This window comes from Xanthomonas vasicola (assembly GCF_000772705.2).
Taxonomy (GTDB): domain Bacteria; phylum Pseudomonadota; class Gammaproteobacteria; order Xanthomonadales; family Xanthomonadaceae; genus Xanthomonas; species Xanthomonas vasicola.
Genome location: NZ_JSBW02000029.1, coordinates 17,243 through 29,483 on the forward strand (window position 1 = coordinate 17,243; position 12,241 = coordinate 29,483).

The following is a 12,241-nucleotide window of genomic DNA, read 5'->3' on the forward strand; positions in this document are numbered from 1 at the left end:
GAGTAGAACCGCACCGATGGACCGACGTCGCCGCAAACGAATGGAGCGCTACTGGGCGCGAGCAGAAGCCAAGGCGCGCGCTGCCGTCGATCGTTTAGATCCGCAGAATTGGTTCGATCTGTGGCATACGCACGTGGACTGGGACGGACGCGGCCATTGCTCATCCGAAGATCGGCGCATGGTGAACGCGGTGGCGGTACGCGTGTTGTGCTACCTGGAGGCGCGCTTGGCGCATCGAGGAACATCGGTGCAGCTGTGGGCAGACCTCAGCCCAGACACGGTCAACACCGGCATCTACGCGCACTCGGCCAATCCCAATGGCTCACCGTTTCCTGCCACATTCCCCAACCTGGACTGGTAGCAGCCACTGCCTGCCGACATCGCTGCGGTGTTGCCTGCCGCGCATCGCGCAGGCGCTGTGTCATGCAACGGCAGTCCCCGCCATATTGTGCAGCGTCGGCCTGTGCCGAGCGAAGCACGCGATCACGACGACATCGGCGCAGCGTGTGCGCTGCGCGTCAACACCGACGTCGGGTTAGGTTGATGCAACGGTGTGCTCGTCCGGCCCAGCCGGTCGGGTGCCTCTTCGTCAGCGCACACAGGAGTTCACCGCTCCGCCATGTCCTTGTGCTGGAGGAGGGTAACGTTGCGAGCCTGGTCATCTGCTCTACCGCGTGATCGCACCCGGGGCCATCGCCGCTGACGCATGCGTGAGCGCTGACACGCGACCGCTTCGTGCAGCGTTGCGCACGCGTAACCGTCAGCACCGGTTCTGTCGTGCTGCCAAGAAGGGCTGCCAGCACCGCCATTCACTGCCAGAGGTCCTTATCATGCAGCCCACCGGAATCCGATCCCCCGCTGGCTTGCCCAGCGCAGACATGACGGCTGACCTGCGCGATCCCTCACCCGTCTGCGTGCCGGCACATTCCGCCGCAGACGCGGCCGCGCCGCCGCCAGGCGCCTTGCAGGCCATCATTGGCCGTCCTCCCCGCCCGGACGCGCCACGGCACCGACGCACGCAGAGCTTGCCCGCAACATTGACGCCTGCCCAGCACAGCATGCTGGCAGAACTCGGCCTTGCCGATACGCCCGTGCTGACGCCGACAGAGGCGGCCGTCCTGCGGGAGTTGCGTCTGCACCGGCCGCAGTTGCCGCTCGACACGCTGCTGTTCACCGACCCGAACAAGGACCCCGACGATGTCGTGACCTACACCATCGCCAAGCAGCTGCAGGGCGAAGGCTTTTTGCGTCTGACCGACGTCGTCGTCACCTTGGGCGATGCCGACATGCGATCGCAACGGGCGCAGCTGGCAAAGGGTGTCTTCGATCGACTGGCACTGCCGGATGTCCGCGTCGCGCGCGGCCAGGACTATCCCATGACGTCCGCCCAGGCCCGGGAGCATTCCAAGTTCCTCGCCGAGGGAGCCCCACTGCGTGCAGCGCCGGACGCCGTCCACACCGATGGCGTCCGTGCGATGCGCGAGCGCCTGGCGACCTCGCCCCACAAGCTCGGCATGGTGGTCATTGCCGGAATGACCGATGCCAACGCCCTGCTTGCCGAGGCGGGCGATCTGGTGCGGGAAAAGGTCGCGTCCATCACCATCATGGGAGGCATCGACCCGACCAAGGATGCCGACGGTTTCGTGCAACCGGATACGCGCGCCTATAACAATGCCACCGACATCCACGCCGCCCGTGCGCTCTACCGGGGCGCGCAGCAACTCGGCATTCCTCTGCGCATCCTGACCAAGGAGGCCGCCTACAAGGCCGCCGTACCGCCAGCGTTCTACGAAGGCATCGCGCGCAGTGGACACCCCGTGGGCGAGTACCTGCACAATGTTCAGAAAAATGCATTGAAGGGCCTGTGGGAAGGCATCCAGGCCAACCTGATCCCCGGTCTGGATATGGCATGGTTCTTCCGCACGTTCGTTGCAGCAGAACCGCAGGATCCAGCGGCAGCGGGTCAGCAAAATGCCATTGCCTTCGACGCCATCTGGCCGCAGGTGACCAAGCTCAATCTCTACGATCCGCTGACGCTGCTGGCGGCGCTACCCGGCACCGCCAACCTGCTGTTCCAGCCAACGCCCATCCACCGTGAGGGAGCCAGCACGGTGGAGCAGGTGGGCCACGCCGAGGTTGTGCGCCCGGAAAAAGCCAAGCTGTTGCTGTCGGCGCTGGCCAAGGCCGCGCTCGCCCCCGAGGATGAGCGGCAACCCGCGCGCTGAGCGCTCCGCAGCATTCGCGGAGTGGCGCCTTCCAGCGTCATCCGCGAAGCGCGAGGTTGGCATCCCCTCCAACGCGTCCGCCTGCTAACAGGCCGGGCGGCTTACTTGCCCTTCTTTTCCTGCTTGGCCGCGCGCTTTTCTTTCAGCGTTTTCGCCGGCTCTTTTTTCTGGTTCTTCTTCTGGTCCATCCCCTTGCTCATGACACCCTCGTAGTTGCTGGATTGATCGGTCTGGCAGCGCCGGACCCGGCGTGCCTGCGCACTGTAAGGCGGTGCGCGATGGAATGGCAGAGGGGTTAGCGAAGTGAGGTGAGTGGCGACAGGCAGTGGCAGGTTGGGCGCCCCCTCTATACGCCTTCAATAAGGCGCAGCCACGGGCACCACAGCGTGAAAGTCCAGCTCGCCGCGGCACATTCACCCACAACGACGACCACGCGCACGTGCGCATAAAGCAAACGCCCGCGTGCGACCGTCAGGGTCTGCACGCGGGCGCTGGTGACAACCGCGGGCCTATTGAGAGCAGTTACTAAACGTAGCCAGCACTCGTCAGGTGGGCGTGGACGACGCGCAGCAATCGCAGTGTACGAGTGGTACATGCCGCACCGGGCACCGGCCGCGCCCACCTGGCGGTGAGCGCAGTCGCTTTGTTAGTTGCTCTTAGCTGGCACGCGCTCGTACTGCTCACCACCGGTATTGAGGTGGCCGTTGCTCTCGTCGATGGCGAAGTTCACCGTCTCGCCATCGTTGGTGACCTGCAGCGCGCCGTCCTTGTACACCGCCGGGTAGCTCTCGGTCTTCGGCTGGCGGCTGAAGAACTTCGGCGTGGTGCTGCGGACCATGAAGGTCTCGCCATTGCGCTCGATATCCATCGTCTCGTCCTGCGACTGCAGGTTGACCCAGTGACCAACGAACTTCTCGCCCTCCACCTTGGCGCAACCGCTCACCAACAGTGCCGCGGCCAGCGCGGTGCCCATCCACTTCATCATCGTGCGTTCTCCAGTTGAGGCTGCAGCGAGCATGGCGGGTTGGGTATGTATGGGAGGTCAAGGAGCAGCCATGATGCATGGCGCGCAGCCCTGATGTACTTTCGAGCGAGATAACAACGCCTCTGGCTGGGTTGACCGCTCTAGTAGTGCTGCGTCTGAAGGGACGACGCAATGGAACAGACACCTGGCGATTCTCCGACCGACGAGTACCAACGTGTCTCTTGTAGACCATATCCAGATCTCGCACCCCTCTCTGGTCCGCGTCGTCCGCTGCGGCAAAGGGTTTGAAGTTACCTTGAGCGATGCCTTCCCTGCAGAATTCCGTGTCTTCGAATTGTGTCCCGCAGCAGAAGTTTGGCCCGGCTACAAAGAAGTCGAAAGCAGCCTTGGCTTGATCGAAGAAGATGGCAGCACTTTTTGGCTATGCGGGACGGGAGGTTCCATGGAGGAGGCCGTGGAAGATGCTTTGATGAAGTTCATCAATTGGGCCGTGCATCCAGCGCATGTCACTGCAAACAACTTCTGCATGCGACCGACGCGTGCTGATGACCTAGGGAAACTCTGAACAACGCACCACAGATACGCGACACTACCCGCCTCATGTAGAGGATCATCTATGCAAATGACGTTCGGTGACGCTGAGGGCCTGGGCAAGCGCAAGCTGCGGCTAGCGGCCTGACGCTCCGTCGCAATCTCAAAACACCGATGTATCCACTTTGATTGGAGGCTTTGCCATGTCCAACGCTCACACTCGCCCACCGCTTTCCCCCATTCACCCGCGAATCGGCGATTGAAAAGGTACGACTTGCCGAAGACGGTTGGAATTCCCGCGATGCCGACAAAGTGTCGCTTGCCTATTCGCTCGACACCCAATGGCGAAACCGTGCCGAGTTCACCAACGGTCGGGAAGAAGCGCGGCAGTTTCTTGCGCGCAAATGGAACAAGGAGCTTGAGTACCGCCTGATCAAGGAACTGTGGGCATTTACCGAAAACCGTATTGCCGTTCGCTACGCCTACGAATGGCGCGACGACTCAGACAACTGGCTCCGCTCCTACGGCAACGAGAACTGGGAATTCGGAGCCGATGGCCTGATGGAGCGCCGCTTCTCGTGTATCAACGACATGCCAATCAAGGAAGGCGACCGCAAGTTCCACTGGCCGCTGGGCCGTCGCCCGGATGATCATCCGGGGCTGTCTGATCTGGGTATGTAAGGGGTTCTAAGCGACTGAGATGCAAGCCCTCGGTGGTGCTTGCGCGCGGGGGCTTTTGTCTGGCCCCGGCTGCGTCATTGGCATGCAGGGGAGGCTTCAAGGAAATAGGGTCAAGTTCACTCAGAAAGTAAACCTGACTCCATTTCCGCCCCGTTTCCGTGGTTGTACCTTATTCGGAAGACGACGCTGTGGCGGCCGCCGTCACTGACCTTCTAAAGGCAAGCAGGCGATCGACCAGCGCGTCTGCGTCATCGCCAACGCCGCTGGCCGCCTCCCACAGGCCCGGTTCCAATCTGGAAGGCTCCCACGTCGCCAACCGCAGCAGATCGTCGGCGAGCATCTTGGTCTCATGCTCGTTCATCGGATGCGCGGCGCGATCGTGCTCCTCGGGCATCGTGACAATGTCGACAGCGCGGTTGATGCAGCCGTCTGTCATTCCCATTGCGCGGGCCCTGGAACTGATGTTGTTTCCATACGCATAAGCGTGTGCCAGGCGCTGGACGGCACTGAGCGCGCAGGTAGTGGCAACACCGGCCAACGCGGCAATTCCGCTGTACTTTGCAAGTTGATCTTTCTCGCTGATATAGCCCATGAATGCGACCATGGGTGGAGGAATCGAAGCGATACCAGTGAGAGCGGCGCCGATGCCGGCGACGGTCGAAACATGGCTTGCAATCCGTTGCCCCGTCGTTCTGGTCGACGCTCTGCGCACCGGTTGTTGTGGTAGGCCTTGCAACTGTGTATCTATCCGTGCATCGGCATGTCGCGGCTCTGTCGCGCCGAGTTCGATCTCGGCACGACCGCTTTCCAGATCGATCTCTTCTCTTCTCGCCATCGGCGACAAGGACGGTAACACTGCGGGATGCATGAGACACCTCACCATGGATGGTCGATGCCAATTTTCTCATCGAAACATCGCCGCGCCTCATCGCGCGCCGAAACGCACGCGCTTTCGACGAAGTCGCAAGAACGGAATCAGGTCCATTTAGAATTCAACCTGACCCAGTTTCTTGTGGTCTGATCTGGTATGTATGGTCCCAAACGAAGGGGAGAAAGCTCCAGGCAGTGGTGCCGCACGGTGCTTTTTGTCTGTCCCCGGCCTGCGTCATTCGCACGCAAGGGAAGGTTGAAGGGAAAATTGGGTCAGTGCACTCGATAAGTCAACCTGACCCCATTTCCGCAGCGGTAACGCGCCATCATTGATCGAGTAGCAGCTCAATGGCGTTCTTGAGGCTTGGTGCCAGTTCTGGGAAGCCCTTGTGACACTCTACACTCGCTTCCGAATAGGCCCTGCCAGGAACCTTGTTTTTTAACTGGCCCATCACGTATTTGCCTTTTGCTCCGCGTAATGGACGATGTTGAAGCTCTGCCCATACTTCGGCATTTGTTGGACTACCGCCGGCGGCGTGCAACTCTTCGTTGTGGGCTGCTCGTTGTTTTGAGAATTGATCACTGATGGGTATCGCATTGGCAGTGACTATCTGAACGATCCAGTCGTCGCACACGGCCAGCGACTCTCCCGTAAGCGATGACAGGAAACTGGGGTTGCAGAACTCAGACTCAAGGTCAGACTGGTCGGTGAGCCATAGGCCAACGCCCTCCACTCCATAGCTGTCCACCAACTGGGTCGCCTCGACATCAGTCAAGGAATCGCGGTCGCGGTGAACCAGGACTTTGAACTTGCCACCGAGGGATGTCCTCAACTCTTCCGCCTCAGACCTAGTCAGCAGATGTTTGTAGCCCCGACCTGGAAGGACAGTCACAGACCGCTCGATCTCGGGCCACTGCTGAATGAGTTTTTTCAACAACTCGTTCTTAGCGTCTTCGCTGACGATGATCACCTGCTTTCCAAACGCACCCCAGCCAAGCGCCAGTTCGACAACGAAACGCTCGTCGGATTTGATCTCTCCGTCAGCGAGCCAGACCACATTCGCATCAACCGGTGCGCCTCTCACAATGAAGGGAGAGTGCGTTGACATGACGATCTTGATCTCCTGCGCTCGTGCAATTTCCAACAGACTACCTGCCAGCTTCTCTTGGATCGTTGGATGAAGATGGATATCCGGTTCGTCAATGAGCAGAATTTTAGGCTTGAAGAGCAAGATGTAGCAAAAGATCTGGATCAGTTGCAGAAAGCCTGTCCCAAGCAGCTCCAAGGGCGTTGAACGGCCGTTTAGCTCTGCATGTGCATGTATGTCGAAATCCTTGGACTCGTCGAACACGATTTTTATTTTGATTGGACCAAGAAGCGGCTCCAACCACTCTTCGATCTTGGCGATGTCAGCGGCTGACAGCAGGTTCAGCGCATTGCGCAGATACACGTTTGAATCGCCGAAGGAGCATGCCTTGAGCACCACACGCTTAGAGTTTTTTTGTTCGACGTTAGGGATGCCTGAAATCCCAGGGATGAATCCGCTAAAAAAGACATTCTGACCACGGAATAAGGGGCGAGCTGACTCAGGTAGTTCACCCTGGACGGAGATTCCCGCGTTCCTAGCAGAGCGCATGACGAGTTTCGCAGTCACAATGTTAGGAGGGACGACTCCAGCAACGTCGTCGAGGAACCGAAACTCCACCTTGGAGGACGGGCTGTTACCTTTATTTCCCCAATCTGCGCCGTGGCCTAACTTCCAATACTGATCACTGGGGAGATAGTCTAAATCATTGATACTGACCATTGCCGTCGATCCGGCACGAATTCGATCTACCTGGCGCATCAGGCATGAAGCAAGATGAAGCGCTTGCAAGATTGATGATTTTCCGCTGCCGTTGGACCCCACCAAGATGTTGAGATATGTAATAGGCAGCTCGATTGCATCGATGCGTTTGAACTTTTCCACCTTAATTGATTCAAGCTTCATGCTTTTAATACCCCTGATTTCAAAACTGAGTTTGAGACAACATGAGCTACTGCGGTCTTTCTAAAAAATATTCAGGTTATTGTTAGTTCAAAGGGAATTTCAAAAAAATGAGGTCAGATTCACTTACGAAGTTCCTCTGCACCCAGGGAACTGGCTGCAACCTAGGAAGTTCTGGCCGGTGCGCCGGTTTGTCCTCTGCACAAGCGCGCTGCCGCAGCGTGGGCAGCCTGGATTGACGAGATTTGCAGAAGTAGAAGAATCAGGTGAAGCAAAGACGGGCTCAATGCGCGCGGATATCGCCATCGGCTGCGCTGTGGCTTGCTGCTGTACTACTTGGATCATGTTCAACAACTGTTCGCCGCCGATCAATTCGATTGGCTTGCCTTCGGCAAAGCGCTCGGCGTCTTTCGTGTAAGTGCCGATGCAGGCGATCTTGACCGCGTGGGCCTGGTGATGGGCCAGCAGGCCGTACATCTCGCGCACAACGCTGACGCCAACCTGCTGGCGCTTCCACTGCTTGCATTGCACCAGCGTGCGGCGGCCGTCCTTGCGCAGGATCAGGTCGATGCCGCCGTCGGCGCCGCCCAGGCCAGTTTCTTCAACGCTATAGCCTTCTCGGCGAAAGGCCTCGCCCACCAACTGTTCGAACTGGCGCCAGCCGCCGGCGGCCAGGCTCTCCAGGGTGGTGCGTGTCTCCAGAAAGCGTCGCCGGCTGCGTGCGCCAAGATAGGAGCACAGCGCAGCGAGCCAGCAGACGCCGAGCAGCATCCACGCCAATGGCGCGAAGATGCCATGCGATTGCTGGGCAAACCCTTGCGACAGCATCCCGCCCTGGTGGGAGAACCACCAGCCGATGCCATAGCGCACCCCGAGATACCCAACGATTCCCGCGACAAGGCCGAGCGGCCACGGTAATGCGGCCAATGCTTCAAACCCGCTCCGCTTCTTTCTGCGTCCCATGCAAGAACCCCCGTTCCAGGTTCGAACATAACCGCTGAGTCGCGCATTGTCAGCAAGCGAACGATGCTATTGCGGTCTGGCCCACGAAATGTTGGGACGGCGTGCTTCCGTGCAAATGGCTTACCCAAATGCCAATGCTTGAGGTTGCTTGCATCGGTCAGTGCAGTTTGTGCACTTATCCGCGGGCGGTAAGCGCTAACGGATGAGTGAAGTCGCAAGCCTCGCAGACATTCTGGAAACCACTCGGTGGTTCCCACGCTCCGTAGCTATCTTTGCCAATAAAGTGCACATGTAGTGTTCGTAGGCGGCAGCAGCCCACGCTGTGCGCGAGTCCTTTTAGCCAAGGCCGATCTGTGTCGACGCGGCATTGCACCGCGACGCGACTACCGCTTGATTGCGTGACCAAGCGGACTTGGCCCGCCCGGTCACACAACGCGTCCTCGCCATGAGACGAGGACGCGCAGTTCGGCTTACTTGATTTCTACCGCGCCTGCGTCGCACACAGCGGTGTCGCGTGCAACACCACGTTGGTCGATGCTGCGGCAGTTGTTGCCGAGATTGCGTACCGGGCTGTTGGCCGCGGGCAATTGGGTGAGCGTGGGCCCACCGTTGGCGGCCGGTGCGCCCAGCAACGGATCGGTGGCGCGTACCAGGCCGGTGGTGAGGCAGCTATGGAACAGGCCGCCTGCAGCGGAGTACTCGATCAGGTTATTACCGGTGTTGCTCTGGTCGCTGCAGAAGGTGCGCTCGGTCTTGGAGTAGAAGATGCTGTTGCGGATGTCGAAGCCGCTACCGAACAACGTCGACCCGGGAGTGTTCTCGGCGAAGGTCACGTTGTTGAAGCGCACCGTGGTCTTGCCTTGGTCGCCATTGGACGGCGACCAGCCGACGTGCTGGATCGCCGCGCCCACACCCTTTGCGTAGTTGCCAGAGAAGGTGCTGTTGCTGACGTTGCAGGATGGGCCGTAGCAGTCCATGTACAAGGCACCGGCATTGCTCTTCTCGGCGCGGTTGGAAAGGAAGCTGGTTTCTTCGACGTTGATGATGCCCGGCGTGGTGATGGTGGTGCCGGAGTGCGTGGTATCGCCGAAGCCGAGGCTGATGCGCGCACCACCGGCCGGGCCGCCGTAAGCGATGTTGTTGGCGAAGGTGGAGTAGCGCACGTCGATGGTGTCGGGCGCATACGCCCACAGCGTGGCGCCACCGCCGCTGTTGGCCGCGGTGTTGTTGCGCACCACCGTGCCGCACATCGAGAGCGTGGCCCCACCGGCGGCAGCGTTGAGGTAACCGGCGAGAGAGGCGCCGTCGGTGTCGATTGCGCCGCTGTTGCCGAACTGGTCGGCACCCGGGAAGCCGGCCGGCGCATTGATGGCCTGGTTGCCGACAAATTCGGAATTGACGATGGTCAGACGACTGAGCTGCGTGTAGAGCGCGCCGCCCAGCCACGAGGTGTTCTTCGAGAAAGAGCTCTTGACGATGGTCACGTCGGTATCGCTGCCGGCGAAGATGGCGCCGCCGCCGATGCTGCTGCGGTTGCTCAGGAACTGGCTGTTGATCACTTCCAGCTTGCCGCGATAGCTGACCTTGATCGCACCACCTCCCCAGGTACTGGGTGCGTATTGGGTGTTGGATGCTGGCTGCACGGAGCTGCCGTTCTGCAGTTTGAGATTGCGCACCGACAGCGCATTGCCGTTCTGCACCTGAAAGATGCGCGCGGCCTGACGGCCATCCAGGGTGATCTTGCCCTGGCCATCGATCACCGTGGGCGTGCTGGCACTGATGTTGATGGTCTGGTTGACGGCGATGCTGGCCGCACGTGTGCCGCAGTTGAAGGTGACATAGCCACCTTGCGCCACCGCAGTGGCGAGCGCGCTGGCGGTACAACTGGCGGCCGTGCCGTTGCCGACTACCACGCCGGCGTTGGAATGCGCCCAGGGCTGAGGCGTGACGCATTGCGCCACCGATGGCACGGCAGCGATGGCCGCGCTGGTGGCGACGAGGACACAAAGTCCGGCCGTCACGACGGTTGCGTGAAGTGTTGAACGCATGGTGATGTTCCTGCTTGAAAAAGGGAGTGGGGGAATGCCTGCTGCCAGCACGCAACATCAACGGTCGCGATGACACGTGTGTTGCAGGCTGCGGGGCTGGTGATCAGGGCGTGGCATGCTGCGCGATCGCACGCGTCGGTGTTCGAACGTAAGTTCCAGAACACCATGCGTCGATGTGGCCGCATCGCGCGAGCGCACATCGCTTCGCGGATGCCAGCGCCTGCAGCGAGCAAACGATGCTGCAGTGCTGCAAGCCATCGCGATGCTGCATGCAATGTGGCGCGGCAGCGCGCGTTACCATGCGGCACTCTCGATCTTTTGCGATCTCGGCGATGCCCGTTGCACCCCGCACGCACGCCGGCACGCCGGCCAGCCGCTTCCAGCTGCCTGCTGGCCCGTGGGTCTCGGTCTTCGATGCGCTGTGCGCGTGCTTCCCGACGATTGCGGCCGAGCGTTGGCGCGAGCGCTTCGCACGCGGCCTGGTGCGCGATGCCAATGACCATGCCTTGGCGCTTTCCGCGCTCTATCGCGTGGGTGCGGAAATCCGCTATTTCCGCGAAGTTGCCGACGAGCCGGTGATTCCGTATGTCGAAACAGTGGTGCACGCCGATGCGGATCTGGTGGTGGCCTGCAAACCGCACTTCTTGCCGGTGGCACCAGCCGGTGCGTATGTGCGCGAGACGCTACTGACGCGCCTGGTGCGGCGGCTGGACAATCCGGCGCTGGTGCCATTGCACCGCATCGATCGCGAGACCGCCGGGCTGGTGCTGTTCTCGGCGAACCCGGCCACGCGCGGAATCTATCAAGCCTTGTTCCGCGAGCGGCGCATCCGCAAGCAATACCTCGCGGTGGCACCGCCCCTCCCAAAACTGACGTTTCCGTATGTGCACCGCAGCCGGTTGGAGCCGGGCGAGCCGTTCTTCCGCATGCGCGAGGGCGAGGGCGAACCGAATAGCGAGACGGTAATCGATGTAGTCGCGCGCGCAGCAGACACCTGGACGTATCTGCTGGAGCCGATCACCGGCCGCAAGCATCAGTTGCGTGTGCACATGGCCGCGCTAGGCGCACCGATCCTGCACGACCGTTTCTATCCCGACCTCGAAGCCCAGCGGCCGGATGATCCCGAAAGGCCGTTGCAGCTGTTTGCGCACACGCTGGCATTTGATGACCCGATCACCGACGAGCCGCGGAGTTTTACAGCGACGGTCCGGCCGAATATTTAGGGACAAAGCAACACGCACTCTCCCTGTGGATCACTTCAGTTCCTTCTCGAACTCGGTAACGAACTTTGTCAGTGAAGTTCCGCAGGCATTGCAGAAGTCCCGCAACTGGAGAAGATCCATCCGGCGACTGCCGCGCTCAACATCACTGACATACGACTGCGGGCGCTCTAGCGCAGTGCTCAGTGCCACTTGCGTTAGCCCGGCGGAGAGGCGAAGTTCGCGCAGTTGCTGCAGCAGGACGTCGTAATGGTCTTTGTGGATCGACTTGATTGGCATGGCGGCGACGGTGATAGGCCGCACTGAAGCTATATCCCCTTTTCAAATATCTGAAAAAGGGATAAATTTGGGGTGCGGATATCCCGTCCGTTTACGTCGAGGATGGGGGGCATGACGACTTCGAAAACACGCAAGACGCCTACGCCAGAGGCCACGCTGCAAACGCAGGGAGAACACTTCACCTTTGGGGTCACCGTCGAGCAGATCGACCAGTTCCACACGCTGTTGCGCACGATCACCGCGCAGAGCGACATGGTGGCGGTGTGCAGCGGCAAGCCGCTGGACGCCAACAGTCTGTCAGTCCTGGGCGAGAGCATCTTCAATGCCGCCCGCGCGGTGCGCGGTGTGGTCGATGAGATTTACGAACAGCGGCTCGGCGGCGACGGTCCGGCCGATGCGGCCGAAGCGTGCGTGCAGCGCGGCCGCATCGCCTGACTGGGCGCCGCGTGCA

Annotated in this window: 12 protein-coding genes, 1 other RNA gene and 1 pseudogene; 6 read left to right on the plus strand and 8 right to left on the minus strand. The window is 60.5% G+C overall.

The features are described from left to right. Positions 1–16 precede the first annotated feature (16 nt). Positions 17–361 (plus strand): hypothetical protein, encoded by a 345-nt coding sequence (locus NX05_RS24810; RefSeq protein WP_230597740.1) that lies wholly within the window; start codon positions 17–19, stop codon positions 359–361. A 469-nt stretch (positions 362–830) separates the two neighbouring features. After that, positions 831–2,225 carry a type III secretion system effector XopQ gene (gene xopQ, locus NX05_RS07090; RefSeq protein ID WP_026112228.1) on the plus strand — a complete coding sequence of 465 codons (1,395 nt, stop codon included), beginning with the start codon at positions 831–833 and terminating at the stop codon, positions 2,223–2,225. Between the two features lie 101 nt (positions 2,226–2,326). Here xopQ and NX05_RS24380 read toward each other — a convergent pair whose 3' ends face one another. From NX05_RS24380 to NX05_RS07095, 3 genes are all read right to left on the minus strand, one after another. Continuing rightward, positions 2,327–2,515 carry a hypothetical protein gene (locus NX05_RS24380; protein WP_172645723.1) on the minus strand — a complete coding sequence of 63 codons (189 nt, stop codon included), beginning with the start codon at positions 2,513–2,515 and terminating at the stop codon, positions 2,327–2,329. 230 nt (positions 2,516–2,745) lie between these two features. Continuing rightward, positions 2,746–2,820, minus strand: a non-coding RNA gene (locus NX05_RS22015) — sX9 sRNA. 51 nt (positions 2,821–2,871) lie between these two features. Continuing rightward, on the minus strand, positions 2,872–3,210 hold the full coding sequence (locus tag NX05_RS07095; RefSeq protein ID WP_010364330.1) for a hypothetical protein: 339 nt from the start codon (positions 3,208–3,210) through the stop codon (positions 2,872–2,874). A 214-nt stretch (positions 3,211–3,424) separates the two neighbouring features. Here NX05_RS07095 and NX05_RS07100 point away from each other — a divergent pair, with 214 nt between their 5' ends. Further along, positions 3,425–3,775 (plus strand): hypothetical protein, encoded by a 351-nt coding sequence (locus NX05_RS07100; protein ID WP_010376500.1) that lies wholly within the window; start codon positions 3,425–3,427, stop codon positions 3,773–3,775. Positions 3,776–3,944: 169 nt separating this feature from the next. Beyond that, positions 3,945–4,422: pseudogene (locus NX05_RS07105) on the plus strand (nuclear transport factor 2 family protein). A gap of 169 nt (positions 4,423–4,591) precedes the next feature. On the opposite strand, the gene xopAV reads toward NX05_RS07105, so the two are convergent. The 4 genes from xopAV to NX05_RS07125 all read right to left on the minus strand — a co-directional run bounded on the left by xopAV (position 4,592) and on the right by NX05_RS07125 (position 10,264). Beyond that, on the minus strand, positions 4,592–5,290 hold the full coding sequence (xopAV, locus tag NX05_RS24815) for a type III secretion system effector XopAV (RefSeq protein WP_230597742.1): 699 nt from the start codon (positions 5,288–5,290) through the stop codon (positions 4,592–4,594). Between the two features lie 328 nt (positions 5,291–5,618). Then, positions 5,619–7,283: an ATP-dependent nuclease gene (locus tag NX05_RS07115; protein ID WP_039432069.1), complete on the minus strand. Its 1,665-nt coding sequence runs from the start codon at positions 7,281–7,283 to the stop codon at positions 5,619–5,621. A 123-nt stretch (positions 7,284–7,406) separates the two neighbouring features. After that, complete coding sequence (locus NX05_RS07120) at positions 7,407–8,243, minus strand: restriction endonuclease (protein ID WP_039432067.1); 837 nt, start codon at positions 8,241–8,243, stop codon at positions 7,407–7,409. A gap of 470 nt (positions 8,244–8,713) precedes the next feature. Beyond that, positions 8,714–10,264 (minus strand): choice-of-anchor Q domain-containing protein, encoded by a 1,551-nt coding sequence (locus NX05_RS07125; RefSeq protein ID WP_172645722.1) that lies wholly within the window; start codon positions 10,262–10,264, stop codon positions 8,714–8,716. 359 nt (positions 10,265–10,623) lie between these two features. On the opposite strand from NX05_RS07125, the gene NX05_RS07130 reads away from it, so the two are divergent. Next, entirely contained in the window at positions 10,624–11,514 is an 891-nt protein-coding gene (locus NX05_RS07130; protein ID WP_039432063.1) for a pseudouridine synthase, read from the plus strand. A 30-nt stretch (positions 11,515–11,544) separates the two neighbouring features. On the opposite strand, the gene NX05_RS07135 is transcribed toward NX05_RS07130, so the two are convergent. Next, a complete protein-coding gene (locus NX05_RS07135; RefSeq protein ID WP_010364309.1) occupies positions 11,545–11,790 on the minus strand; it encodes a helix-turn-helix domain-containing protein in 246 nt (81 codons plus the stop codon). Between the two features lie 111 nt (positions 11,791–11,901). Between NX05_RS07135 and NX05_RS07140 the strand changes: the two genes are divergently transcribed. Beyond that, a complete protein-coding gene (locus NX05_RS07140; RefSeq protein WP_039432061.1) occupies positions 11,902–12,225 on the plus strand; it encodes a hypothetical protein in 324 nt (107 codons plus the stop codon). The last annotated feature ends 16 nt before the right edge of the window (positions 12,226–12,241 follow it).